The sequence below is a fragment of the Hoeflea phototrophica DFL-43 genome (assembly GCF_000154705.2).
Taxonomy (GTDB): domain Bacteria; phylum Pseudomonadota; class Alphaproteobacteria; order Rhizobiales; family Rhizobiaceae; genus Hoeflea; species Hoeflea phototrophica.
Genome location: NZ_CM002917.1, coordinates 1,285,499 through 1,310,857, shown reverse-complemented (window position 1 = coordinate 1,310,857; position 25,359 = coordinate 1,285,499). Strand labels below are relative to the sequence as shown.

The 25,359-nt window shown below is 59.5% G+C and carries 27 protein-coding genes; 12 read left to right on the top strand and 15 right to left on the bottom strand.

All coding sequences use genetic code 11. The annotated features are described in order from the left end of the window. Positions 1 to 51 precede the first annotated feature (51 nt). Positions 52 to 1,236 carry an NAD(P)/FAD-dependent oxidoreductase gene (locus tag HPDFL43_RS06065; RefSeq protein WP_007196402.1) on the bottom strand — a complete coding sequence of 395 codons (1,185 nt, stop codon included), beginning with the start codon at positions 1,234 to 1,236 and terminating at the stop codon, positions 52 to 54. Here HPDFL43_RS06065 and mnmC2 point away from each other — a divergent pair. Then, positions 1,235 to 1,969 carry a tRNA (5-methylaminomethyl-2-thiouridine)(34)-methyltransferase MnmC2 gene (gene mnmC2, locus HPDFL43_RS06060; RefSeq protein ID WP_007196401.1) on the top strand — a complete coding sequence of 245 codons (735 nt, stop codon included), beginning with the start codon at positions 1,235 to 1,237 and terminating at the stop codon, positions 1,967 to 1,969. The two genes, HPDFL43_RS06065 and mnmC2, sit on opposite strands and share 2 nt — an antisense overlap. 44 nt (positions 1,970 to 2,013) lie before the next feature. Here mnmC2 and HPDFL43_RS06055 read toward each other — a convergent pair whose 3' ends face one another. Then, positions 2,014 to 6,027, bottom strand: coding sequence for a PAS domain-containing hybrid sensor histidine kinase/response regulator (locus HPDFL43_RS06055; RefSeq protein WP_007196400.1), 4,014 nt, complete (start codon positions 6,025 to 6,027; stop codon positions 2,014 to 2,016). 298 nt (positions 6,028 to 6,325) lie between these two features. Between HPDFL43_RS06055 and HPDFL43_RS06050 the strand changes: the two genes are divergently transcribed. After that, a complete protein-coding gene (locus tag HPDFL43_RS06050) occupies positions 6,326 to 7,924 on the top strand; it encodes a trimethylamine methyltransferase family protein (RefSeq protein ID WP_007196399.1) in 1,599 nt (532 codons plus the stop codon). Positions 7,925 to 7,930: 6 nt separating this feature from the next. Here the strand turns inward: HPDFL43_RS06050 and HPDFL43_RS06045 are convergent, their stop codons facing one another. Further along, positions 7,931 to 8,818 carry a DMT family transporter gene (locus HPDFL43_RS06045; RefSeq protein WP_007196398.1) on the bottom strand — a complete coding sequence of 296 codons (888 nt, stop codon included), beginning with the start codon at positions 8,816 to 8,818 and terminating at the stop codon, positions 7,931 to 7,933. A gap of 11 nt (positions 8,819 to 8,829) precedes the next feature. Here HPDFL43_RS06045 and HPDFL43_RS21895 point away from each other — a divergent pair, with 11 nt between their 5' ends. Genes HPDFL43_RS21895 through HPDFL43_RS06025 form a run of 5 tightly spaced genes read left to right on the top strand, consistent with a single transcriptional unit; the run spans position 8,830 to position 13,044 of the window. Continuing rightward, complete coding sequence (locus HPDFL43_RS21895) at positions 8,830 to 9,141, top strand: hypothetical protein (RefSeq protein ID WP_156970208.1); 312 nt, start codon at positions 8,830 to 8,832, stop codon at positions 9,139 to 9,141. Then, positions 9,135 to 10,529, top strand: coding sequence for a circularly permuted type 2 ATP-grasp protein (locus HPDFL43_RS06040; RefSeq protein ID WP_007196397.1), 1,395 nt, complete (start codon positions 9,135 to 9,137; stop codon positions 10,527 to 10,529). Before HPDFL43_RS21895 ends, HPDFL43_RS06040 begins: the two co-directional genes overlap by 7 nt. 2 nt (positions 10,530 to 10,531) lie before the next feature. Continuing rightward, positions 10,532 to 11,476: an alpha-E domain-containing protein gene (locus HPDFL43_RS06035; RefSeq protein ID WP_040449098.1), complete on the top strand. Its 945-nt coding sequence runs from the start codon at positions 10,532 to 10,534 to the stop codon at positions 11,474 to 11,476. A 4-nt stretch (positions 11,477 to 11,480) separates the two neighbouring features. Further along, positions 11,481 to 12,275: a transglutaminase family protein gene (locus tag HPDFL43_RS06030; protein ID WP_007196395.1), complete on the top strand. Its 795-nt coding sequence runs from the start codon at positions 11,481 to 11,483 to the stop codon at positions 12,273 to 12,275. Between the two features lie 34 nt (positions 12,276 to 12,309). Then, positions 12,310 to 13,044 (top strand): proteasome-type protease, encoded by a 735-nt coding sequence (locus HPDFL43_RS06025; RefSeq protein ID WP_007196394.1) that lies wholly within the window; start codon positions 12,310 to 12,312, stop codon positions 13,042 to 13,044. Between the two features lie 16 nt (positions 13,045 to 13,060). On the opposite strand, the gene ureG is transcribed toward HPDFL43_RS06025, so the two are convergent. The 11 genes from ureG to HPDFL43_RS05970 all read right to left on the bottom strand — a co-directional run bounded on the left by ureG (position 13,061) and on the right by HPDFL43_RS05970 (position 19,404). Then, complete coding sequence (gene ureG, locus HPDFL43_RS06020) at positions 13,061 to 13,693, bottom strand: urease accessory protein UreG (protein WP_040449097.1); 633 nt, start codon at positions 13,691 to 13,693, stop codon at positions 13,061 to 13,063. A gap of 57 nt (positions 13,694 to 13,750) precedes the next feature. Continuing rightward, positions 13,751 to 14,410, bottom strand: a complete 660-nt coding sequence (locus tag HPDFL43_RS06015; RefSeq protein WP_007196392.1) for an urease accessory protein UreF — start codon at positions 14,408 to 14,410, stop codon at positions 13,751 to 13,753. Then, positions 14,407 to 14,631 carry a DUF6434 domain-containing protein gene (locus HPDFL43_RS06010; RefSeq protein WP_245271105.1) on the bottom strand — a complete coding sequence of 75 codons (225 nt, stop codon included), beginning with the start codon at positions 14,629 to 14,631 and terminating at the stop codon, positions 14,407 to 14,409. Before HPDFL43_RS06010 ends, HPDFL43_RS06015 begins: the two co-directional genes overlap by 4 nt. Beyond that, positions 14,618 to 15,097, bottom strand: coding sequence for an urease accessory protein UreE (locus HPDFL43_RS06005; protein ID WP_007196390.1), 480 nt, complete (start codon positions 15,095 to 15,097; stop codon positions 14,618 to 14,620). The genes HPDFL43_RS06010 and HPDFL43_RS06005 overlap by 14 nt, the downstream gene beginning before the upstream one ends. Positions 15,098 to 15,173: 76 nt before the next feature. After that, on the bottom strand, positions 15,174 to 15,338 hold the full coding sequence (locus tag HPDFL43_RS06000) for a hypothetical protein (RefSeq protein WP_007196389.1): 165 nt from the start codon (positions 15,336 to 15,338) through the stop codon (positions 15,174 to 15,176). Between the two features lie 206 nt (positions 15,339 to 15,544). Beyond that, positions 15,545 to 17,257 (bottom strand): urease subunit alpha, encoded by a 1,713-nt coding sequence (gene ureC, locus HPDFL43_RS05995; RefSeq protein WP_007196388.1) that lies wholly within the window; start codon positions 17,255 to 17,257, stop codon positions 15,545 to 15,547. 70 nt (positions 17,258 to 17,327) lie between these two features. Further along, positions 17,328 to 17,744: a lysozyme inhibitor LprI family protein gene (locus tag HPDFL43_RS05990; protein ID WP_007196387.1), complete on the bottom strand. Its 417-nt coding sequence runs from the start codon at positions 17,742 to 17,744 to the stop codon at positions 17,328 to 17,330. After that, positions 17,744 to 18,049, bottom strand: a complete 306-nt coding sequence (locus tag HPDFL43_RS05985) for an urease subunit beta (RefSeq protein ID WP_007196386.1) — start codon at positions 18,047 to 18,049, stop codon at positions 17,744 to 17,746. Before HPDFL43_RS05985 ends, HPDFL43_RS05990 begins: the two co-directional genes overlap by 1 nt. Then, positions 18,036 to 18,224, bottom strand: coding sequence for a hypothetical protein (locus HPDFL43_RS05980; RefSeq protein ID WP_007196385.1), 189 nt, complete (start codon positions 18,222 to 18,224; stop codon positions 18,036 to 18,038). The genes HPDFL43_RS05985 and HPDFL43_RS05980 overlap by 14 nt, the downstream gene beginning before the upstream one ends. Before the next feature lie 6 nt (positions 18,225 to 18,230). Next, positions 18,231 to 18,533 carry an urease subunit gamma gene (locus tag HPDFL43_RS05975; RefSeq protein ID WP_007196384.1) on the bottom strand — a complete coding sequence of 101 codons (303 nt, stop codon included), beginning with the start codon at positions 18,531 to 18,533 and terminating at the stop codon, positions 18,231 to 18,233. A gap of 10 nt (positions 18,534 to 18,543) precedes the next feature. Next, positions 18,544 to 19,404, bottom strand: a complete 861-nt coding sequence (locus HPDFL43_RS05970; protein ID WP_007196383.1) for an urease accessory protein UreD — start codon at positions 19,402 to 19,404, stop codon at positions 18,544 to 18,546. Between the two features lie 232 nt (positions 19,405 to 19,636). Between HPDFL43_RS05970 and HPDFL43_RS05960 the strand changes: the two genes are divergently transcribed. The 4 genes from HPDFL43_RS05960 (at position 19,637) to HPDFL43_RS05945 (ending at position 22,755) form a co-directional block, all read left to right on the top strand. Further along, complete coding sequence (locus tag HPDFL43_RS05960; RefSeq protein ID WP_007196381.1) at positions 19,637 to 20,644, top strand: ABC transporter substrate-binding protein; 1,008 nt, start codon at positions 19,637 to 19,639, stop codon at positions 20,642 to 20,644. A gap of 89 nt (positions 20,645 to 20,733) precedes the next feature. After that, positions 20,734 to 21,549 carry an ABC transporter ATP-binding protein gene (locus HPDFL43_RS05955; RefSeq protein WP_007196380.1) on the top strand — a complete coding sequence of 272 codons (816 nt, stop codon included), beginning with the start codon at positions 20,734 to 20,736 and terminating at the stop codon, positions 21,547 to 21,549. Then, entirely contained in the window at positions 21,549 to 22,331 is a 783-nt protein-coding gene (locus HPDFL43_RS05950) for an ABC transporter permease (RefSeq protein ID WP_007196379.1), read from the top strand. Before HPDFL43_RS05955 ends, HPDFL43_RS05950 begins: the two co-directional genes overlap by 1 nt. Before the next feature lie 154 nt (positions 22,332 to 22,485). Next, positions 22,486 to 22,755 (top strand): YMGG-like glycine zipper-containing protein, encoded by a 270-nt coding sequence (locus HPDFL43_RS05945; RefSeq protein ID WP_007196378.1) that lies wholly within the window; start codon positions 22,486 to 22,488, stop codon positions 22,753 to 22,755. Between the two features lie 116 nt (positions 22,756 to 22,871). Here HPDFL43_RS05945 and HPDFL43_RS05940 read toward each other — a convergent pair whose 3' ends face one another. Next, positions 22,872 to 23,990 (bottom strand): hypothetical protein, encoded by a 1,119-nt coding sequence (locus HPDFL43_RS05940; RefSeq protein ID WP_007196377.1) that lies wholly within the window; start codon positions 23,988 to 23,990, stop codon positions 22,872 to 22,874. A 166-nt stretch (positions 23,991 to 24,156) separates the two neighbouring features. Here HPDFL43_RS05940 and HPDFL43_RS05935 point away from each other — a divergent pair, with 166 nt between their 5' ends. Next, complete coding sequence (locus HPDFL43_RS05935; protein WP_007196376.1) at positions 24,157 to 25,347, top strand: BaiN/RdsA family NAD(P)/FAD-dependent oxidoreductase; 1,191 nt, start codon at positions 24,157 to 24,159, stop codon at positions 25,345 to 25,347. Positions 25,348 to 25,359 lie beyond the last annotated feature (12 nt).

The window sequence follows — 25,359 nt, the reverse complement described above, 5'->3', positions numbered from 1 at the left end:
AGATGTCGAGTGGCGCGCTTTGAAGAAAAACCGCAAGCTGTTGCGCCTGTTTCAGGGGCGGGCTTGCGCCTGTGCAGCCTTCGCCGCGTGGCTTTCCACCGCGAAGCTGACGGGAACATCCGGACCCTTTGTGTCGGTCACCCGGGCGATCAGGCAATCGGCCATGCGATGGGCGATCCCGAAGCTGATCTTGAAGCCGCCGGCCATGGCGAGCACATGGGGTGCAGCAGGCACCGGGCCCAGCATCGGATCGCGTCCAGCTGCGCGGGGGCGGACATTGGCCCATCGCCCGACCACGGGCGCGTCCTTGATCAGCGGACAGAGCTTGCGTGCGCGCTTGATCAATTCATTGAGCTGTTCATCGGTTTCGGTTGCCTGTTCAAACTCCCGTTCGCTGGTTGAGCCGATGGCGACAAGACCGTTCTGGTGAACCAGCACATAGACACCGTCATGATAGACAAGCGGAAGATCGGGCGGCGCACCGGCATCAAGCAGCGCCGCCTGCCCCTTGACCGCGCCGCCAAGTTCAAGACCAGGAACGCCGTGGGCTTGGGCGACAAACCCGAATGCGTCCACGCCATTGGCGAGCGCAATATGGCCGAACGGGAGCTTTGATCCGTCTGACAAACGCGCCAAGCGCCGCTCATGGTCAATGCCGGTCAGCGCCAGCTCTTGGCAAATGGTCACGTTGGGCAACGCGGCAAGGCGCGCCGCGAGAGCGGCGATCAGAGCCGGTGGTGAAAGCCGGGCCGACAGGGTCTCATGCACAATGCCGTGCGGCGCCCAGAGAATGCTGGGCCAGTCATGCTTGTCAGGCGTGTTTGCAACATCAAAGCTGAACCGGGCACCCCAATTTGTGTGCGCGTTGGCCACGTTCTCCAGCGCCGCTTCTCGTGCCCTTGCGCTTTGCAAAGGCAGCAACCGGCCCACGCGCCGGTAACCGCAGGGCAGTCCGGTTTCGCTTTCAAGGCGCGCTACTTCGTCTTCAAGATCAACCAGCGCACGGAACTGGAAGTCCTTCTTGCCATTCCAACGCTCGGGGCTGTGCGGCATCAAGGCGCCGAGAAAACCGCCGCTGGCGCCATTGCCGATCTGGTCACGTTCGATCAGTGTCACCGACAGCCCGACACGTGCAGCTTTGAGCGCCAGCCACAGTCCTGCGATACCCGCACCGACGACCACAAGGTCCGACGATGGTTGACCACTGCCATCCAGGCCGTTATCGGCAACCACCATGACCACCCCTTTCCAATCCAAAAGCGAAGACCAAACCCGTCAGGACAAACTCACCTGGCGCGAAGGCGATATGCCTTATTCGGAGGAATTTGGCGACTTCTATTATTCACAGGCCGATGGCCGGGCTGAATCGAGACATGTGTTTCTGGCTGGAAACGGTCTGCCGGAACGGTTCGTTCCGGCCTCGCTTTTCACCATCGGGGAACTCGGTTTTGGCACCGGGCTGAACTTTCTCGAAACCTGGGAAGCTTGGGACGCGGCAGCCGCTGAGGGCGCCGAACTGGTGTTTCACACTTTTGAGCTCAACCTGCTTGAACCCGCGGCGATGGAACGCGCCCTGTCCGCATGGCCCGATTTGACGGAACGCACAAACAGGCTCGTGAGCGCCTGGCCCACGCACCCCGAGGGCGACGTTGAGCTTGTGTTTTGTGAAGGTGCAAAGACCGTGCGGCTGCATGTGCATCATGGCCTTGCCCGCGAGGTGATGCCGGATATGAGGTTTAAGGCTGACGCCTGGTATCTCGATGGCTTCGCGCCGTCACGAAACCCCGAGATGTGGTCAGCGGACCTGCTTGCGATTGTCGCGGAGAAAACGGTGGATGGCGGGACTTTCGCCACCTACTCCGCAGCCGGCTGGGTCCGCCGCAACCTTCAGGCGGCTGGCTTTGAAGTCGAGAAACGCCCCGGCCATTCGGGCAAGCGCGACATGAGTGTCGGCAGGCTTATCGGATAAGAGCACGCCGGCGAGACGTTAATACGGCTGAGGCCGGGCCTCAATCAGATCTGGTTCATCCGGTCGGCGATTTCGGCGGGAAGCCACTCACGGATCTTCTCTGCAAGTTTTTCCGGGCTGATCGGTTTGGAGAGATAATCATCCATTCCGGCCTGCAGGCATTTTTCCATATCCCCCGTCAGCGCATGTGCGGTGACCCCGATGACAGGCGTGTGGCCAAGCGCCGGATCGGCAGCCTCAGCTTTTCTGATCGCCTCGGTGGCCTGGTGCCCATTCATGACCGGCATGGAAACATCCATCAAGATCAGCGCGGGGTTGGCCATTTTCCAGAGTTCCACCGCGCTGCCGCCATTGTCGACAATCTGGTATTTGACACCCAGATCTTCGAGGATCTGGGTGAAGACGATCTGGTTCACCTCATTGTCCTCGGCCACCATGATCTCCAGACGTCCAGAAGCGCGTTCCGCATCAGATTGCTGGGCCGGTGCGCTCTGATCAGAAACGGATGGCAAGTCTTGAGCTTTGGCGGACCATGCGTCATCGGCCGGGCCGGTTTCCGCCACGGCGCCCATGACTGCCGCATCATGATCTTGCACTGTGTCAGCAGGTGATTGCGGCAATGCCGCCGCCGGTTTTGGCTGCGCGGCAACCTGCAGCACCTTTGTGAGCTTTTCGAGCAACTCGGATGAACGCACAGGCTTCATCAATGTGGCCTGTACGATCTCCGTCTGGATATCGGGTTCGCTGGCTTTCACATCCATCGACGTCAGCATGATGATCGGCAATGCCTCGGCAGAATAGTTTTTCCGGATCGCCCTGGCGACCATTGCGCCATCCTGCTCGGGCATCTGGTAATCCAGGATCACCGCATTGACGTCCACATTGTAATCGGAAGCCGCCTTGAGAACGCTTAGGCCTTCCTCACCGGACACCGCTGCGCATGCATCAAACTCCCAAGCAGACAGCTGCTCGATGAGAATTTCCCGGTTCACCGCATTGTCATCAATAACGAGGACCCGGGCGCCCGACACATCAACCGGGGCAATTCGCACAGTTTCCGTCCGCTTTTCGACAGGCATCGTGATCTTGACACAGAAGACCGACCCCTCGCCCGGAGTGCTCTCTGCACTGATGGTCCCATCCATAAGCGCCACCAGGCGTGACGTTATGGCCAGCCCGAGACCGGTTCCTTCATGACGGCGGGTTGAGGATGTATCGACCTGCGAGAACTTATCAAACACCGCATCCAGTTTTTCCGGCGGAATTCCGATGCCGGTATCGTGGACCCGCAAGGTGAGATCCACGGATCCTTCGGATGCGGGACTGCCTGTCACTTCGATCAGGACATGGCCGGTTTCAGTGAACTTGATCGCATTGCCGACCAGATTGGTCATCACCTGGCGGATCCGGCCCACATCTCCGACAAGACAATCCGGCAGCGCGGGATCTATACGGACAATCAGTTCTATGTCTTTTTCCGCAGCGCGGCTCGAAATGAGCGTCGCCACGTCTTCGATGGCTTCACGCAGATCGAACGGTTGAGATTCCAGCGTCAGCTGGCCGGCATCTATTTTTGAGAAGTCCAGGATGTCGTTGATGATCGTCAGCAACGCAGTGCCAGATTTAACGATAATGTCGGCAAAGGTACGCTGCCTCGTGTCGAGTTCGGTGCGGGACAGGAGTTCCGCCATGCCCAGGACACCGTTCATCGGCGTGCGGATTTCATGGCTCATATTGGCAAGGAACTCAGACTTGGCACGATCGGCGGTCTCGGCCTTGCCGAGAAGGTCATGCAACTCGGCTTCGCGTTGTTTTGTGGCGGTTATATCGGAAAATGTCGCAATGATTGCATTGCTGCTACCGACCTTGGCATCCACCTTGAGCCAGCGATTTTTTGCCGACTTGCGTTCGACAGCGTATGGCTTGCCATTCTCAATGGTCCGGCGGATCTTTTCGCGAGACTCTGAAGCCTTTTCGCCTTCTCCGAAATCGCCGCGTGCCTCACAGTAATCCAGATACCTGTCTGCCAATTCACCGGGTTTCACCAGTTCTTGCGGCAGGTCCAGGATTTCGCAGAATGCCTTGTTGCTGAATTGTATCCTGTTGTTTTCCACCACCAGCAGGCCTTGTGCCATGGCGCTGGCCGCGTCGCGGAGAATTTCGTTGGCACGCTCGCCTTCTGCGCGCGCCAGATCCCGCTCATGTTCACGCTGTTTGAGTTCGGTGACATCGAAATAGGTCACCATGCGCTTGCCTTCGGAAAGCGAGCGCACCGAGTAAATCAAGGTCTTGCCATCGGCGCGGGAAAATTCACGGGGTGCAGCAAAACCGCCAGAGATTTCCGACAACCGCGTTTCGATGTATTTGTCGAAGTCGTTATCGGGAACATCATAGATGTTGTTGTACCGATTGAGCTCGATCACCTCCTTGAATGAGGCATTGGTGAGATCGCGGTCCTGATCCACGTTCCAAATGCGATAAAAGGCGCTGTTTATCAGCTTCACATCAAGGTTCTTGTCCAAGACGATGACGCCCATATGCATCGTCTCAAGAATGCTTTCGAGATCGTCCCTGTGGATCTCTGCCAACCGCCGGGCCTCAAACACCTCCTCCTCACGGCGCTTGCGTTCGCTTACATCAATCGTGGTGCCGAGAAGAAACCGCTGGCCGCTGGGATCGGTGAAAGGCACCTTTCGGTCAATCAGTTGCAGCGGGCGGCCGTCGGTTGCGTTGAGTTCGATCTCGCATTCAACAAGGCCATTGCCGCTCATGACGCTGGTGTCGACGTCCCGCAAGGCTTGGCCCTGGTCTCCAAAGATCCGAAAATCATCTTTGCCGAGCATGTCTTCAGGCGTAAGGCCGGTCAGTTTCCGGTGAGCGCGGTTTACATAGACGTAGCGCAGGTCCTCGTCCTTGACGAAACTCGAAACCGGCATCTCATCAAGGATCGCACGGAACAGTTCATTTTGCGCGGCATGCGTTTCCAGCAATGCCTCGCGCTGCTTGAGTTCGGTGACGTCGATGCGCAGACCAAGCGTACACCCGTTGTCAAGCTGACGATTGGTCAAGCGTAACCATCGGCCATTTGTCAGCCGTTCGACCGTTGCGCTGCCGAATTGACGATGAACGCTCAGACGATTCTCGATCCAGGCCGCTCTGGCGACCGGGTCTTCAGATTCCTTGATGTGACAGGTTTTCTGCAAAAGATCCGGCAGCGCTGTTCCGACCTCGAGACGGTAATCCGGGGCCGTCAATGCATCCATGGCCGGGTTCACGTAGATCAGAACATCGTTCGCATCATAGATCACGATGCCGACATCCATGGCGTCGAAAATATCCCTGACGGGCGCGAGCAAATCACTTTCGTTGTTCGATTGTTCAACACCAACGGGCGGTTGCGGCCGAGCCTGGAGAGGCTCTGCTGCCGCTGTCACATGCGCTGGCTCCTGCGCGACGTGGCGCATCTTTCCGCCGCCAGGAAGCAGGGTTTCTAGCCACGGACCTGTCGCAGTTTTGCTATGTTTGCTGGCGGCGATCACCTGGTCGTCGGCATCAACTACCAGCATCGGCACAGCGGCGGCCTCAATTGCCGCCAGCAGCAGATCGTGATGGCCACGTTGTGCCAAATCGCGCTGCGAGGTTGCTTGCGCCTCATGTGCCGCGGCAGGATCGGCGCTGCGGCCGGTTTCAAACCGAACACCCGCAATTGGCTCGAAATGACCAACGATGAATGTCTTGCCATCTTCCTGGCGCTGGCGCTGAACACGAATCCGGTACCGGACGTCCTTGAGCGGATGGGCGAACAGAGCGACCTGATCCTTGCCGAACACAAGACTGCGACGTTCCTTTTCGTCCCTGTCGTTCTGCTCGACCGAATCGAAACACTCATGGCTTTTCTGACCAATCAAAGTTTCGGCTTCGCAGTCCCACATTTCGGCATAGGCCGCATTGACTGCGATATAGCGCAGCTCGGAATCCTTTATGAAGGCGGGATTGGAATCGCAAGCAACGCGCTCATAGGCGCGGTTCAACATGTCGTCGCCATCTATGCGCCCCATGTCTGCCAAAACCCGGATCCCTTTCTGAGAACATACTTCCCGCCACAGGTTAGCAGAACTGCACATTTGTCTTGAACAAAGCGTTAACCATAGGGCCGAAATCTCACGACAAGGGCCGCCAACGCCGTTTTTGACAGCGATCCATGGCGGCCCGGTCACTGCAGCAGCTTCCGTGGAAAGGCGACATGGAGTTGCTTGCGGGAAGTGAAAACCCGGAATAGCGTCACAGTGACAGCCACCAGCGTGAAGACGCAAACACACGGGGGCGATGAGAAACCTGCGTTGGGGAGCAACCCGCATGAGCAGCATCGACGATATCGTTCCAGCGGCCATTGAAAACACTGCCGGTGCTCCAGAACGCCGGCGCCGGGTCGGCGGTGGCCGTGGCGGGGACCGAGGGAAGGGCCGCAAGGCACCGGCAACGCTGCGCTACCGGTCGATACTCAACACCATGGATCCATCATCGATTGTGTCCGATGAGGGCCTGGAAGCCATCCATGAAGCCTCGCTTTCGGTTCTTGAAAAGACCGGCATTGACTTCATGCTGGGCGAAGCGCGCGACCGGCTCAAGGCTGCCGGCGCAGATGTCGCTCCGGGAAGCGAACGGGTTCGGTTTGACCGCAGCCTCGTTATGGATCTTGTGCGCAAGGCACCGGGGCCATTCACCCTGCATGCGCGCAATCCGGAGCGCAACATCGAGATTGGTGGCCGCAACATCGCCTTTGCACAGATTGCGTCCGCACCCTATTGCTCGGACAGAGACAACGGCCGCCGGACCGGAACCCAGGAAGATTTCCGCAACCTGATCAAGCTGGCGCAATCCTTCGACATCATTCACATGACCGGCGGCTATCCGGTGGAGCCGACGGATCTGCATGCATCAACGCGGCACCTCGATTGCCTTGCGGATATCGTTCGCCTGACCGACAAACCCTTCCATGCCTATTCGCTGGGCCGTGAGCGCAATCTCGATGCACTCGAGATTGTCCGGATCGGCCGCGGCATCAGCGCGGACCAGCTCGAAGCCGAGCCGTCCCTGTTCACCATCATCAACGCATCCTCGCCGCTGCGCTATGATGCGCCGATGTTGCAAGGCATCATCGAGATGTCGGCCCGCAATCAGGTGGTGGTGATCACGCCGTTCACACTGGCGGGCGCCATGGCGCCTGTGACCGTCGCAGGCGCGCTGGTGCAGCAGAACGCAGAAGCACTGGCGGGGATCGCCTTCACGCAACTGGTCCGTCCCGGCGCGCCGGTGGTCTATGGCGGATTTACCTCCAATGTTGACATGAAATCCGGCGCACCGGCCTTCGGAACGCCTGAATACATGAAAGCGGTGATGGCGGGCGGGCAACTGGCGCGGCGCTATGGCGTTCCTTACCGGACCTCAAACACCTGCGCGGCCAATACGCTCGACGCCCAATCCGCCTATGAATCGATGATGTCGCTGTGGGCCGTGGTCCAGGGCGGAGGCAATTTCATCATGCATGCCGCAGGCTGGATGGAGGGCGGACTGACCGCCTCGTTTGAAAAATTCATTCTCGATGTCGACATGCTGCAGATGGTCGCGGAATTCCTGACCCCGCTCGATACAAGCCCCGATGCGTTGGCCATGGATGCGATCCGCGAAGTCGGACCTGGTGGCCATTATTTCGGAACTGCACACACCCTGTCGCGCTACGAGACGGCGTTCTATTCACCGATTCTGTCGGACTGGCGCAATTTCGAAAGCTGGAGCCAGGCCGGCCAGCCGACCACCTATGATCACGCCAACCGGGTCTGGAAAGACACTTTGGCGAATTACGAGGCGCCGGCGCTCGATCCGGCGATCCGCGAAGAACTTGATGCCTTCGTGGCAAGGCGTAAGGGCGAAGGCGGAGTGCCGACAGATTTCTAGAGCCTATCAGGCAACAATCCGCGTCTTCCGGTTGGTCAGCCAGACCCCGATCACGACAATCACAGTGCCGATGATCATCGGCACGGTCAGTTCTTCACCAAACATGATCCAACTTTCGATGGCGACGGCAGGCGGCACCAGATAGGTCAGCGAGGCGGCGCGTGACACCTGGCCGCGCCGGATCAGGTAGAGCAGCAGCATGACCGAGACCAGCGACAGGCCGAGCACCGACCAGCCCATGGCGAGGAAGAACTCAAGCGTCCAGTCGACCCGCAGAGGTTCGATCAGCAGTGCCAGCGAGGCGACCACGAGAAAACCGCCGACATATTGCAGCGAAGCAATGGCGCGCAGGTCGCCCTCCTGCAGATAGCGTTTTTGATAGACTGTGCCCGCCGTCACCGAGACCATGGCAAAGACATTGATGATCAGGGGCACAAGGGCGACATGAAGCATGGCCGGATCGAGCTCCAGCAGCCGTGGCGCGATGGCGACGGCAAGGCCCGCAAAGCCCAGCAGAACACCGAATTTCTGACTTGGGGTCAGCCGCTCGCCAACAATAAAGGGCGCGGCCACAGCCGTCAGCAAGGGCTGAAGCGCTGCAATCAGACCAGACAGGGATGACGGCACGCCTTGCGAGATCGCCCACCAGACGCCGCCCAGATAAAGGCCATGCAGCAAAACGCCTGACAGCACGGCGTGGCTCCAGCCAGCGCGGGTCGATGGCCAAATGGCTCGGCTGAATGTTGTGATGACCGCCAAAAGAACGGCAGCTAGCAAAAAGCGAATACTCAGGAATGTCAGTGGGTCCGCATGCGGACTGGCATATTTCGCCGCAACCCATCCGGTTGACCAAAGCAACACAAACAGAGCCGGCGCAATCCGGTCAAGTGTCATTGGAAACCGTCATGAGCACGCATCCTGGTGTGGCGTTCCTGTTGATTAAAAATCAGGCAGTTCGGAACCTGAAGCCTGCGCCGGGGAGCCGCCAGGATGTGAGCGATAGCGTCGCAAGCAAAAATGCGCAAGCGCTAAGCCCAGCGGTTGAGGTGCGGGGCACCGCAGATCAAAAACCCGGCGCTGTTTGCAGTCCTATACAAGAAAACGGTTTCAATGCAGATGTTTCGCAACGTTGCACGGTTCTTGCTTTATTACTGATGATGCGATCTTATGATCTTAAAAGGGGAGCGCCAAACACGTGCCTTTCGATGAAATGCTGATCACGGAAAGTGAACCACGAGATCCTTACAAAAGGTATTTCGACTGGCATTCGGAGCAGAAGACCTCTGATCTGATCAAGAAATCCCGAGATGCTGAAAATGTTTTTCGCAAGACCGGCATCACATTTGCTGTTTACGGGAAGCAGGAATCCTCTGAACGACTGATCCCCTTCGATGTGGTTCCGCGAATAATTGCCGGATCGGAATGGCGCAAGCTTGCGCAAGGCATTGAACAGCGCGTGGTGGCGCTCAACGCGTTTCTCGATGACATCTACCATAAGCAGGAGATCATCAAGGCCGGGCGGGTTCCCCGTTCGCTCATTGAGCAAAATGATGCCTTTCTGCCGGAGATGATCGGGATGCGACCTCCCGGGGGTGTCTATACCCACATCATCGGGACTGACATTGTGCGCACCGGCGAAGGTCAGTTCTACGTTCTCGAAGACAATGCCCGGACACCGTCTGGCGTATCCTATATGCTCGAAAACCGCGAAACCATGATGCAGATGTTTCCGGAACTGTTTCATATCAACAAGGTCCGGCCTGTCGAGAACTACCCGAAGCTGCTGCGCCAGAGCCTGGCTGCGGTCGCGCCTCCGGGATGCGAGGGCAAGCCACGCATTGCGGTGCTGACGCCGGGCATCTTCAACTCTGCTTACTATGAACATGCCTATCTTGCCGATCAGATGGGTGTGGAATTGGTCGAAGGGTCCGACCTGAGAGTGATCAATGGCAAAGTCGCCATGCGCACGATCCAAGGTTATGAAGCCATCGATGTTCTTTATCGCCGCGTTGATGACGATTTTCTCGACCCCCTGACATTCCGACCGGACTCGGCGCTGGGCGTGCCAGGCATCATGGATGTCTATCGCGCAGGCAACATCACGATTGCCAATGCACCAGGCACCGGGATCGCCGACGACAAGGCAATTTATTCCTACATGCCGGAAATCGTGGAGTTCTACACGGGCCGCAAGCCACTTCTGGAGAATGTGCCGACCTACCGTTGCTCCGAGCCTGACACGCTGCAATATGTGCTGGACAATCTGGCCGAACTGGTGGTGAAGGAAGTGCATGGCTCGGGCGGTTACGGCATGCTGGTGGGACCGGCAGCGAGCAAACGGGAACGGACAGAATTCGCAGCCAAGCTCAAATCCAAACCCGGCAATTACATCGCTCAGCCGACCCTTTCCCTGTCCACCGTGCCGATCCTGGTCAAGAAGGGCCTGGCACCACGCCATGTTGATCTGAGACCTTTCGTTCTGGTTTCGAACAAGATCCAGATCATTCCCGGTGGCTTGACACGGGTCGCACTCAAGGAAGGGTCGCTTGTGGTCAATTCCAGTCAGGGCGGTGGCACCAAAGACACTTGGGTGCTGGAGGATTGAACATGCTGGGAAGAACCGCGAATGGCCTTTTCTGGATGTTCCGCTACATCGAACGGGCCGAGAACACCGCACGGCTGATTGATGCGGGTCTGCGCATGTCGCTGACCCGCATGGACGGGCAGGAAGAAGACTGGGAATCGGTGCTGCGAAGCTCGGGCGTGTTCGGCGCCTATTCCGAAAACCGGTCCGAAGTCACAAGTGCTGATGCCGTCAATTATCTGCTGCGAGACAAGTCAAACCCATCGAGCGTGCTGTCGGCGATCGAAGCCGCCCGCAACAATGGCCGGATGGTGCGGACCGCGCTGACACGGGAGGCTTGGGAAGCGACGAATGAATGCTATCTCGATATCAAGGCTCAGCTTTCACGCCGCGTGCCGAACGCCGACATGCCAGCGGTTATCGACAACATCAAGCAACGCACGGGCCTGATCCGCGGAGCTTTCCATGGAACGATGCTGAGAACCGAGCGGTACAATTTCTCGCGCATTGGAACCTTCATCGAGCGCGCCGACAACACCGCGCGGATTCTTGACGTGAAGTACTACGTGCTGCTGCCGGCAAATTCATATGTCGGTTCGTCACTCGACAATGTGCAATGGGAATCCATTCTGAGATCGGTTTCAGCGCACCGTTCCTATGGCTGGGTCTATGAAGATGACTACAAACCATCAAATATCGCCGATTTTCTGATCCTGAACGGCCGGATGCCGCGGTCGCTGGCCTATTGCTACGACAAGATCAATGCCAACCTGTCTTATCTCGAAAAGCAGTACGGCACGCGCAAGTCCTGCCATGACACCGCGGCGGCGACCCAGGGGATGCTCCGCGAACGGGAAATACAGTCAATCATGGACACAGGGCTGCACGAATTTCTCCAGGATTTCATCAGCCAGAACAGCCGGGTTGCTGCCGAGATCTCCGAAGCCTACCGGTTCTACCAGGACTGATTTGATGCAGCTCAAGATTTCGCATGTTACAGACTATACCTATGCGCAACCTGTCCGGTACGCGCTGCAGCGGTTGCGGCTGACCCCGCAAAACAGCCCGCTGCAGACCGTGAGTTCCTGGAACACGGAGGTGGACGGCGGCAGTGTCGAGGCGCGCTACATTGATCACTACGGCAATGTGGTGGAACTGGTGAGCGCCAGCCGAGACACCGAAGCCATCAGCGTGGTAGCCTCCGGCGTCGTTGAGACCTATGACAAGATCGGTGTTTTCGGACCGCACAAGGGCTATATGCCATTGTGGCTGTATCAACGGGAATCGCCCCTGACAAAGCCGGGCAAAACCATCCGCGAGCTGGCACGCGGCATCGAAAAGGGCGAACCGTTGGACCAATTGCACAGCCTGAAGACGGCTTTGCATAAGGCGATGTCCTATGTTCCGGGCGCAACCCAGACACAAACACTGGCGGAAGACGCATTGGCTTCGGGACAAGGGGTCTGCCAGGATCACGCCCAGACATTTGTCGCAGCAGCCAGATTGATGAGTTTTCCGGCGCGGTATGTTTCAGGGTATCTGATGATGGAAGAGACCGTTAATCAGGCGGCAAGTCACGCCTGGGCCGAAGCGCATGTCGACGGTCTGGGCTGGGTCGGGTTTGATCCGGCCAACGATATCTCGCCTGATCATCGCTATGTCCACATCGCCTATGGGCTCGATTACCGCGATGCGGCACCGATTTCGGGTATTCGCACCGGCTTCGGCGAAGAACAGCTTGCAGTCCGCATCACAGTGGAGCAATAAGATTCACCTCTGCTGAAAGCTGGATTCGCTCAAAATGACCTATTGTGTCGGGATACGCCTAAACCAAGGCCTGGTTTTCATGTCCGACACGCGGACAAATGCGGGCGTCGACAATATCTCCTCATTTCGCAAGATGTACACGTGGTGCAAGCCGGGCGACCGGCTGATCACACTGCTGTCGGCTGGAAATCTGGCAACCACGCAGACCGTGGTCGGGCTTCTTGAAGAGCACACCAAGGCGGCAGGCGACCGCAACCCCGACATCATGGAAGTGCCTTCGATGTTTCAGGCTGCGCGTCTGGTTGGCGAGACCGTGCGCGAGGTGATCAAGACGGCCTCGGACAACGGCGCACAAAGCCAGGCCGCCTTCAGCGCGACATTCATTCTCGGCGGACAGATTGCAGGCGGCGCCATGCGCATGTTCCTGATTTATCCTGAGGGCAATTTCATCGAGGCTACCGATGACAATCCGTTCTTCCAGATCGGCGAGCACAAATACGGCAAGCCGATCCTGGTCCGGGCGCTTGATCCGGACATGAGCTTCGAGATGGCGGCGAAGCTGTTGTATGTCTCCTTTGATTCAACGCTGAAATCCAATCTCTCGGTGGGATTGCCGCTCGATATGCAGTTCTACGAACGCGACAGCCTCACCAAGGGGTATGAAAAGCGCGTCGAAGCGACGGATCCCTACTACCGCTCGATTTCCGAAGGCTGGTCGGACGCACTGCGTTCCGCCTTCAACAGCCTGCCGGATTTCAAGCGCGACTGACCCCCGAGGGTTCGGGCTATTCGGCGGCCTGAGAGACGCCGAGACCGCCGGTTTCGGCAATAAAGGCCACCACGTCCTCAATGCCCGCGCCACGGCGCATGTCGGTGAACAGGAAAGGCCGCCCCGCCCTGCCCGAGTCTGCATCCCGTGCCATCACATCAAGATCCGCGCCGACATGAGGGGCCAGATCCATCTTGTTGATCACCAGAAGATCGGAGCGGGTTATCGCCGGGCCGCCCTTGCGCGGGATTTCCTCACCCTGACACACCGAAATCACATAGATCGTCAGGTCAGCCAGATCGGGTGAGAAGGTGGCGGCAAGATTGTCGCCGCCGGATTCAATCAAGATGACATCAAGGTCGGGGTGACGCTCGTTGAGCGCATCTATGGCGCGCAGATTGAGCGACGCATCTTCGCGGATCGCGGTGTGCGGGCAGCCACCCGTCTCAACACCCATGACCCGGTCGGAGGGCAAGGCCTGCATGCGCACAAGCGCCTCCGCATCCTCGCGGGTGTAGATGTCGTTGGTGATGACGGCGATGGACCAGCGATCGCGCATGGCCTTGCAGAGCTTGTCGGTGAGTGCGGTCTTGCCGGAGCCGACGGGACCGCCGATGCCGATGCGCAAGGGGCCATTTGGTGAAGTCATGGGGTCACCTCTGTTTGCTCGGGAGAAGACGGGACGAGACATATTGCATGATCGGGTTCATGACAGGAACAATCTCGGCTCAAGCGTTTCATGGCGCATCGCCATGGTGTCGGCAATAAATGCCGAACTGCCTATGTCATCCAATGTTGCGACCGCTGCCCGCCCGGCGCAGTCCGCAATAACCGGCTCCAGCCGGGCCAGAAGATCGGCCGCGCCGTTTTGCCCCGTTACAGAGAGCCGGATTGCACATTGAAGCTGGTTGGACACGAAAGCGTGCAGATAGGCGGCGATCGAAAGCTGCCGGTCTATCTTTTCAAGTCCTGCCGCCACGCCAACCGCCACGCACAGAGGCGTGCCCTGTCCCGGCAATTTGGCTTGATCGATCCAGTGTGCGGCGGCCTGAAGAAACGAGGTGCCCTGATCTTGCGTCTCGCGCAGCCGTTCATTTGCCGCGCACAGTGCGATGGCAAGGTCTGCCAGTTCTGCGATCTTCTCCGGGTCGGCTGCATGGCGGTGCGCTTCGCTCATGAGGACCGCATCGTTCCAAAGCCCGCCATGGCTGATCTGGGCTGAAACCCAGTCACGCAAGCTCGGCAGGTCCGCAACATGGCCGGTGGCGACAGCCTGCTCCAAACCGGCTGAATAGGCGAAACCGCCGGTGGGAAACACCGGCGAGAGCCAGCTCATCAGCTTGAGGATGGACGTGCTTTCGCTCATTTCCCAGCCTCGCGCGCACACCATTCACGCACCGCATCGCCCATCGTGGCTCCCTGACGGGATTTCATCCAGGCCATGAATGCGCGGTCGAACTTGAAGTGATCACCGATCTGGGCCTTGAAGAACCGCCGCACATTCTGTGTGGTCTTGTAGCCGCCGTCGATCAAAGTATCGCTGGTGATCGGATCGCTGTGCCAGTCACGCTTGTCAGCCATGGTCATGACCATGCTCATGGGCGTGATGCGCCCCGCCATAGGCGCCACCTTCGGGATCGAATGGCGCTTCGATCTCATCCACCTTTGCGCCAAGCCCGATCAGCATGTCGCGGATGACGTGATCGCGCCGGATACGGATGGTCTGTGAAGTGATTTCGGCGGCCAGATGCCGGTTGCCGATCTGCCAGGCCAGCGCCACAAGATGCTGCGCGTCGCGGCCGCGCACCTCCATCAAGGCTTCCGGCATGGCGCGCACTTCGATGACACGGCCGTCATCAAGCAACAAACCATCGCCATGGCGCAACAACCGGGCTTCAGGAAGATCGAGCAGAAAGGAGATCGTCGCACCGGTTTCGAGCCGGTCGGAGACCAGCTTCATGCGGCGGCGGTGGCGCGCTGTTTCATCAAGCGTGATGGTGGCGGCAGGCGCGTCAAACTGGCGTGTGACTGTTGCGGCGACGGGCAGCGTCATGCCGCTGCCCCTGCGGAGATGTCCCGCCCGTAGAGCGAGCGCGGAAACCGCCAGGAACTGTTTGGCTTGTGAGGGCTTAGAGCTGATCGATCAGGTCGCGCAACGCCTGCTGGCGCGTTGTGCCGCGGGAGACAAAGACGTCGTCCGAGGTGTGGTAGATCGTCTGCGCCTCGCGAGCAAAGTTGATCGACCGGGCTGCTGCGCTGAAGAAATTGCTGAACCGATTGCTGGTCTTCGCCATGACAGGACTCCTTTGAAGTGCTGTCACAATAGTTTTTTGCTGCACCGCAAAAAAGCGCTGAATGGGGAACGCAGCCATGCAGGTTGCGCATAGCTGCCGCCACGGCAATTGCCCGAAATGTGTGGCTCCGCCTTCCCTGCCGAACCCTTCGCGACGGGGCTGCGTCCAATACATCCGGGCTCCGGCTGTTGCTCATGGTCAAATGCCTAGAACAGGAAATAGCGCTGCGCCATCGGCAGTTCGGTCGCCGGCTCGCAGGTCAGCAATTCGCCATTGGCGCGAACCTCGTAAGACTCGGGATCAACCTCGATCTCCGGGGTGAGGTCGTTGAGCACCATGGATGACTTCGAGATACCGCCGCGGGTGTTCTCCACTGCCATCATTTGCTTCGCAGTGCCGAGCTTGTGGGCCAGGCCATCCTCGATCGCCGCCTTGCTGACGAAGGTGACGGAGGAATTGGTGCGGGCCTTGCCGTAGGCGCCGAACATGTAGCGGTAATGCACTGGCTGCGGTGTCGGGATCGAGGCGTTCGGGTCGCCCATGGGGGCTGCGGCAATGGAGCCGCCGAGCAGCACCATGTCGGGTTTGACGCCGAAGAATGCCGGGTTCCACATCACCAGATCAGCGCGCTTGCCGACCTCGATCGAACCGATGTGCTTGGAGATGCCATGGGCGATGGCCGGATTGATGGTGTATTTGGCGATGTAGCGGCGGACCCGGAGATTGTCGTTGTCGCCGGTTTCCCCGGGCAGACTGCCACGCTGACGCTTCATCTTGTCGGCGGTCTGCCAGGTGCGGATGATCACCTCACCGACCCGGCCCATGGCCTGGCTGTCGGACGCGATGATCGAGAAGGCGCCGATGTCGTGCAGGATGTCTTCGGCAGCGATGGTTTCCTTGCGGATGCGGCTTTCAGCGAAGGCGATATCTTCGGGGATGGAGCTGTCGAGATGGTGGCAGACCATCAGCATGTCGAGATGTTCGGCAATGGTGTTGACGGTGTAGGGCCGGGTCGGGTTGGTCGAGGACGGAAGCACGTTCTGCAACCCGCAGATCTTGATGATGTCGGGCGCGTGGCCGCCACCGGCGCCTTCGGTGTGGAAGGCGTGGATGGTGCGGCCCTTCAAGGCCTCGACCGTGCTTTCGACAAAGCCGCTCTCATTGAGCGTATCGGTGTGGATCATCACCTGGACGTCATACTGGTCAGCGACCGACAGGCAGGTGTCGATGGCCGCCGGTGTGGTGCCCCAATCCTCATGCAGCTTGAGCGCACAGGCGCCGCCGAGCACCATTTCCTCAAGCGCTGCGGGAACCGAGGCATTGCCCTTGCCCGCAAACGCCAGGTTCATCGGGAAGGCGTCGGCGCTCTCGATCATCCGGGCGATGTGCCAGGGTCCGGGCGTGCAGGTGGTGGCAAGGGTGCCATGCGCAGGCCCGGTGCCGCCGCCGAGCATGGTGGTCAGCCCGCTCATCAGCGCTTCCTCGATCTGCTGCGGGCAGATGTAATGGATATGGCTGTCAAAACCGCCGGCGGTGAGGATCTTGCCTTCGCCGGCAATCGCCTCGGTGCCGGGTCCGACGATGATGTTGACCCCTGGCTGGGTGTCGGGATTGCCGGCCTTGCCGATGGCGGCGATGCGCCCATCTTTCAGGCCGATGTCGGCCTTATAGATCCCGGTGTGATCGACCACCAGCGCATTGGTGATGACGGTGTCGACAGCGCCATCAGCGCGAGTGACCTGGGACTGACCCATGCCGTCGCGAATGACCTTGCCGCCGCCGAACTTCACTTCCTCGCCATAGGTGGTGAAATCCTTCTCGACCTCGATGAAGAGTTCAGTGTCGGCAAGGCGCACCTTGTCGCCGACGGTCGGGCCGTACATGGCGGCGTAGGCTGAGCGGGAGATCTTGGCGGGCATTGGTTTATCCTCGAATTTGATCAGGCATTCAGGCGGTCAATCAGATATTCAACATGCAAGGCGCGGGCCATCAGCGATCATTCAACCCCTGACGCAGTTGTTCGGTACGCTCCCGGGTCAGCTGCGCAAGGCAGAGGCTGCCAATCATGGGCTGACCGGTGCCACCGAAGAATGCATAGGACTGGTATTCGCATTCCGCGTCGCGAAACTTCAGCCAGGCCCGCTGGGCTGCTAGCAGCGCTTCCGATGCAGTCAGAAGCCCCCTGGACCTTGCATCATCGGCGATATATTCGTCTTGCCTTTTCGCGGCCGCACGGGCCTGCGGCCAGACGCGATTGAGCTCTGCGTCGGCGTTTTCGTAGTCCACGCCTGCGCAATAGGTCATCGAATATTGGTCTTGCGGGTTTGCGCAATCGAGCTTGTCTTCGGAAAGCGCAGGAGTTGCATAGAGCAGGCCCAGGAAAAACAACGCCAACCGTCGCGACATCAAAGCTTGCCCATGATCTGCTGACGGAAACCGTAGACTTCGCGGCCGCCGGACAGCGGCACCAGGGTGACATCACGCTCCTGGCCAGGTTCGAACCGCACGGCGGTACCGGCGGCGATGTCGAGCCTGAAGCCACGGGCCCGGTCGCGGTCAAAGCTCAGAGACGGATTGGTCTCAAAGAAATGGTAGTGGCTGCCGACCTGCACCGGACGGTCGCCGGTGTTGGCAACCTTGAGCGTGACGGTTTCAGCGCCTGTATTGAGTTCAATATCGCCTTCGGGGGTGAAGATTTCACCTGGGATCATCGGGGGCACTCCTGTGGTTCATCTCGTCAGCGATCGCCGCAGTCGGATCGGTTCGGGCAGGCTTGCGCAGGATGCGCCGGACACCCAGAACCAGCATGACCAGCGTCAGTGTTGCGCCAATCGCGGCAAGATCGAAGGTTCCGAACGGGTGGGCTGTGCGCCTGACAAATTCCATTACACTTTACCGTATCGGTTCATGCACGGTCACCAGCTTGGTGCCGTCCGGGAACGTCGCCTCGACCTGGATGTCGTGGATCATCTCGGCGATGCCCTCCATCACCTGGCCGCGGGTGATCACATGGGCGCCGGCTTCCATCAGGTCTGCCACGGGGCGGCCATCGCGGGCGCCCTCGACGATAAAATCCGTGATCAGGGCAATCGCTTCTGGATGGTTCAGCTTGACGCCGCGTTCGAGCCGCTTGCGCGCCACGATCGCCGCCATGGCGATCAAAAGCTTGTCTTTTTCTCTCGGGGTCAGGTTCATTGCGTCTCTCTCATGTCGACCAGACTTTCGGCAATCCGCCATCAGGGTTCAAGAGCCTGATCAGCGGCCCGAGCCGCTGGCGCAGCTCGTAACTGTCTTTGGCAACCAGCCTCGCAAGAAGTTTGCCAGTTTGCGCCCCGCGCGGCGAGACGAAACTTGCACCGCCCGATGCACCGATGATTTGCCGGACGGCGTCGAGCCGGGTTTCGGCTTCGGGCGCGATCATGACAACCGTCGCGATGGCCAGTCCACCGGCGGCAATGGCCGCGCGATTGAGGTCCGCATCGACATCCGGGCCGATGCGAGTCTCTTCAGCGTGCAGCAGACGGCCATCCATGCGAAGGCGCCAGCGGTCCCGGAACAGGCCCTGCAACACGGCCTCGTTCATGGCCAGCCGGCCAAAAACCACAGGTTCCACCATCAGCAGACGGGCATCTGCCGCCATGTCGACATCGATGGTTCGTTGCAGCCGGGCGCGGTCAAACAGGATGGTTTCCTGCGGCAGCCAGGCAATGGAACTTGCGGATTGAAGCTTGAGCCCCACGGTGACGCGGGCTTCGGTCACGCCATTGGCCTTGTACGTCTTTTCGCAGGCCTGGGTGGTCAGGCTCATGCGCGCGCCCTCGCCCGCCTCGAACTGCCAGTCCATATGGTCGCCGCCGGTCAATCCACCGGCAGTGTTGATGATCACCGCTTCAAGCGGCGCACCAGGCGCAACCTTGGGCAAGCGGATGCGGGCCGAGCCTTCCTGGAACAGGCGGTCGATCCGGCTTTGGCCGGCCGAGTGCTTGGCTGACAGCCGTGCGCTCCCTCGCGTCCGCTGCAGCGGCACCGCATTCTCAGAAGATGGGATCGGGTACAGGGACGTCATGGCCGCTCGCAAAATTTACCGGCCCAATAATCGAGAACGTCCGTCAATTGCGCAAGCGCCTTGCCGCAATATACCGCCTGCATTCTGATCAACCCTGACGACAAGGCGCCCAAATAATCGTCAACATGCCTATAATTTGGACATTCAAAATTCTGCTTGATTTTTTGGCATTTGATTTTCAGGATGGCATCCAGATCAAAACAAAAAACAACCATCTTTACAGGGGTACTTCATGCGTCAGATTCTCGGAGTTTGTGCCGCGCTCGCGTTGTCCATCAATATGGCGCAGGCGGAGACAGCACTCAAATTCACCCTCGACTGGAAATTCGAAGCTCCGTCGGCACCCTTCTTCATCGCGCTCGACAAGGGCTACTTCAAGGATGAGGGACTGGAGGTCACGATCGACAGCGGCGCAGGCAGCCGCGAATCCATTCCGCGGGTCGCAACAGGGGCCTATGACATGGGCTTCGGCGACGTCAACGCGCTGATCAAGTTCATCGAGGAAAATCCGGACGGCAAGGTCAAGGCCGTGATGATGGCCTATGAGCGCCCGCCCTTCGCCGTCATCGGCCGCAAGAGCCTGGGCGTGACAGAGGATCCGAAATCGCTTGAAGGCAAGACACTTGGCGCGCCGCCGCCGGATGCAGCCTTTGGACAGTGGTCCGCCTTCTCGACCGTCGCAGGAATCGATACCGGTACGATCACAATCGAGAATGTCGGCTTTCCGGTTCGCGAACCGATGCTGGCGCAGGGCCAGGTCGATGCGATCTTCGGCTTCTCGTTCTCTTCGGTCATCAATCTGAAAGCGCAGGGCGTTGATCCCGACGACATCTCGATGATCATGATGGCCGAAAACGGGCTCGATCTTTACGGCAATGTGGTGATGGTCAATTCGGATTTCGCCGAGGCCAATCCCGATGCGGTCAAGGGCTTCATCAAGGCACTGATCAAGGGCTTCCAGGACACCGTCAGCGACCCGGAAGCAGCGGTCACCCATGTGATTCCGCGCAATGAAGTGCTCAACAAGGATGTCGAACTCGACCGGCTCAACATGGCGATTGCACAGTCGATCAAGACCCCGGCTGTTGTCGCCAACGGGTTTGGCGGCATTGATCCGGCCAAGCTCACCCAGTCGATGGAGTTTCTCAAGACCTCCATGGGCGTGACCACGCCGCCCGCTGCAGAGGCGGTGTTTGATGCCTCGTTCCTTCCCCCCAAGGAAGAACGGATGCTTCCCTGATCAACACCTTGCAACTGTGGGTCCCGCATTCGGGGCCCACATGAACTGTTGACGGGCCACAAGACGCGCAGGCCAGGCGGGACAACACAATGACCAGCACAACCGCCGGCCCGATGGTCGGCATCGAGAATGTCGACATGCGCTATGGCGGCGCGGACGGAACGCTGGCCGTTTCCGGCCTGACCATGTCGGTTGAAAAGGGCCAGTTCGCCGCAGTCGTCGGACCGTCGGGTTGCGGCAAGTCGACCTTGATGAAGCTGGTGACCGGGCTCTACATTCCTCAAACAGGCACAGTCAGCGTCGCCGGCGAGAGGGTGAGCGAACCCGTTTCGATGGTCGGGATGGCGTTCCAGAACCCGACCATGCTGCCCTGGCGCACGACGCTCGACAACATCCTGCTGCCGCTTGAAATCGTCGCCAAGCACCGCCGCAGAATCCGCACACACCGCAAGGAATATGTCGAAAAGGCCGAGCATCTGCTCGAAACCGTGGGGCTCAAAGGCTTCGGCTCGAAATTCCCCTGGCAGCTTTCAGGCGGCATGCAGCAGCGCGCAAGCCTTTGCCGCGCGCTGATCCATGAACCGGAACTGTTGATGCTGGACGAACCGTTCGGCGCACTCGACGCGTTCACCCGCGAGGAGCTGTGGTGCGTGATCCGGGATCTGCATTTTTCCACCGATGTCACGGTGGTGCTTGTCACCCATGATCTGCGTGAAGCGGTGTTTCTGGCCGACCGGATCTTCGTGATGAGCGCCCGGCCGGGCAAGATCATCACCGAGCGCGAGGTGCATTTCCCGCGCCCTCGGGACCTCGAGATCATGTTTGAAGCCGAATTCACCGATGTGGTGCATGATTTGCGCGGGCATATTGCAACCGCACGCGCACAGCAGTCGGAGGCGGTCTGATGAGTGGAACGCCAGCCAAACGCGATTTCACACGCTATGCGCCGTGGATCTACACCTTCGTGCTGTTTGCTCTGTGGGAGGCGTGCTCGCGCGGGTTTGACCTGCCGGTCTACATCCTGCCCGCACCGACGGTGATCGCCCAGTCGATCGTCGATTACTGGCCGGCGATCTGGAAAAACTCGCTTCAGACGCTCTACACAACACTGGTCGGCTTCGCCTTGGCTGTTGCCGGTGGCCTGGCGCTCGGGCTGCTGGTCGGCTGGTCGCGGTTTATCTATGCGGGGCTTTACCCTTTGATGATCGGCTTCAACGCGGTGCCCAAGGTGGCCGTTGTGCCCATCCTCGTGATCTGGTTCGGCATCGGTACGGTGCCTGCGATCCTGACGGCGTTTCTGATCGCCTTCTTCCCGATCGTGGTCAATGTCGCAACCGGCCTTGCGACCATCGAGCCGGAGATGGAAGACGTGCTGCGCGCGCTTGGCGCCAAGAAGCTCGACATCATGCTCAAGGTCGGCATTCCGCGCTCCATGCCCTACTTCTTCGGATCGCTGAAAGTCGCCATCACACTGGCTTTTGTCGGATCGGTGATTTCCGAGACCGTCGCTGCAAACTCCGGTCTTGGGCACATGATGCTGGCTGCACAAAGCCAGTTCAACGTTCCACTGGTGTTTGCCGGGCTGGTGATGCTCGCGATCGAAGGCATCGTCATGTACGCGCTGATGGCCTGGCTCGAGATGCGGATGACCGGCTGGGCCCACCGCTCCGGCATGAACCGCCAATAGCTTGAAACATGACCCGCGTTGACACGGTGCATTTCATCGCTTGTTCAAACGCGGGGATTTGATGTGCTGTACAATAGCATCACTGCGTTCTAAAGTTCGTACTGGCTAGTGGGGCAGCAGCCGCTTCTAGACACACACAACATTGGAGCCTTTGATGAAAAGAATTCTCATTTCTACGCTTGCCGCTCTGTCGCTGCTTGCAGCAGCCGGCTGCACGACCACCGAAAAACGAGCGGGCACCGGTGCTGTCGTCGGCGCAGGGACTGGCGCATTGATTGCAGCGGCAACGGGCAGCAGCAGCCGCGGCGTCGCCACCGGCGCGCTGATCGGCGGCGCAGCCGGCGCGCTTATCGGCGCGGCAACGACGCCGGGCCAGTGCCGCTACCGCGACGCCAATGGCAACGTCTATGAGGCAGCTTGCTGATCCACAAGCATCAAACGCATTGGAAAGTCCCTGTCACCTCGTGGCGGGGACTTTTTTAATGGCGGTTCGAAACCTGAAGTGTCAAAGGCGTTTTCCGGGGCATTTTCCGGACGGGTTCAGTTTTCCTGGCTTTCCAGGAACTCCGAATCAAACGGCAATGTGCGGGATGATCCGCCCTCAAAATGCAGCGTCACTCGCCCCGGCTTAACACTGAGATCTGCAACTTCGCCCTCGTCGGGCGCAATTGCACAGGCACCAATCACCTGGCGAATCCTGACAGTCTGATCGCTACCCAGATCAAAGGCTGTCGGAATGCCATTGCTGTTCATCGCGTTGGGGCGGATAGAATCGGCGTGACCAAGACCTGAAGCTCTGCCATCTTCGATGCCAAGCACGCCCGTGTGACGGCTGGACCAGGGCGCATAATCACGGCCGCCATTGCTCATCCACAACATTGTGACCGGCAGAGTTTGGCTGTTCTTCAAGATCAGAATGCGATCCTGCTCGGCGATGCGGCTGACCACGCTCCATCCCAATGCGACTCCGTTGCGGTTCCCATCCTGCCGCTCGACAAGGGTCAGAAAATCCTCGTGGCTCTCTCCTGGCGGGTACCGGGTAAGATCAGCTGTGCCACCGCCCGCAAGCGGAAACGCACCGAGATCCTCGCTTCGCGCTGGATAAGCCAGGATCGAACGGCCGCGCGCAGGGTCGGGCTCAAGGCTCTCGGGCGGCGTGAACGCGAACGCCTTCGGCGAGACGGCCAGCCTTCCGCCCTCCCGCAAATGAACTATCACATGATGCGCCACCGACACTGCGCCCTGCCCGCCCTCAAACCGGTGTTCCTGATAGATGAAGGGATGCCCGGCGCGAAGCGTGATGCGCTTTTCCAGCGTTGCGCCCATGACCTCGTGAGCGAGGGTGAAAACAGCCGTAAGGTGATCGCCAGCATCGGTGGTTTCGACATGCTCCCAGTCGCTGTTGGCGGGCCAGCCATGGGACGGCGCCTCGACCACATCGTTGCGGCCAAAGGGTGCACAGAAGAAATCGCCCGACAGGCGTTTCACATTGGGTGGTGTTGTGGCCTCAAAGACGGCTTCACTGTCATCGGCCCAGGGCGCGCGATGCAGCGGCGAAAGCTGGCGATCACCATCGGCAATGTGAAGGGCTGCGATGTGGCCAACGTCTGTGTCGAGGCTGAAGGAAACCGGAGCAAGATCGAATCTGTGAAGGGGCATGGCGTTCTCCGGAAAGGCGGAGTTTCTCCCTATCTCTCCTCGGGGTGGGCTGGCAACTCGGCTGAGCGGCTCGTATGTCCGTCGCGGGCTTTGTCGATCCTGTTTCATCTGCTAGGGCCTCAGAGCCGATCCGCGGACACACTTCCGGCGGGTCCTGGGAGAGCGAATGCCGACACGCAACAAAACCGATGTGATGGTGCTGGGCGCGGGAGCCGCCGGGATGATCTGCGCGGTCGAGGCCGGTCGTCGCGGGCTTTCGGTCACGGTGATCGACCATGCCCGTGCGCCGGGAGAAAAAATCCGTATCTCGGGCGGTGGACGGTGCAATTTCACCAATCTGCATTGCGGGCCTGGCAACTTTCTGTCGAACAACCCGCGCTTTGCGATTTCCGCGCTCAGATCCTTCACCCAGCATGATTTCATTGACCGGGTGAAAGCGCGTGGCATCGCCTATCATGAGAAAACGCTTGGCCAGCTGTTTTGCGACAGCTCGGCGCGCGACATCATCAACATGCTGACCGGCGACATGCGCGATGCCGGTGTACGGCTCGAGCTCTCGACCGAGATCCTTGAGGTCAACCAGGCAGATCAAGGCTTCGATGTCCAAACCAGCCAGGGTAACTGGCAAGCCGACAGGCTGGTGGTTGCGACCGGCGGCAAATCGATCCCCAAGATGGGCGCCACCGGTCTGGGCTATGAGATTGCCGCCCGGTTCGGCCACAGGGTGACCGAGACACGCGCCGGTCTGGTTCCCTTCACATGGGCCTCAAACATGGCGGAAAGCTGGAGCGCACTGTCCGGCGTTGCCGTTGATGTCAATGCGCGCTGCAATGGCGCGACCTTCCGCGAGGCGATGCTGTTCACCCATCGCGGGCTTTCCGGTCCGGCGATGCTGCAAATATCCTCCTATTGGCGCGATGGCGACCGGCTCAGCATCGATCTGGCACCCGACCGTGATCTCGCGGACGCACTCAAGCAGGAACGTTCGTCGCGGCCCAAAGGCTCGCCTTGGACAACGCTGGGCGAGATCGTGCCCAAGCGCCTGGCGCAGCATCTCGAGAGCCAAACCGGAGACTCCGCTATTCGCCTCGCGGATATGAGCAATGCGGCCATCGAGACGATTGCCGCGCGACTGCACGGCTTCGAACTGATCCCTGGCGGGACCGAAGGATACCGCACAGCCGAGGTGACACTTGGCGGTGTGGACACAGATCAGCTAAACCAGAAGACGATGGAAAGCCGCCTGGTGCCCGGATTGCATTTCATCGGCGAAGTGGTCGATGTCACCGGTCATCTGGGGGGACATAATTTTCAGTGGGCCTGGTCATCAGGCGTGGCCGCGGGGCGGCATATTTAGGTCAGGGAAGAG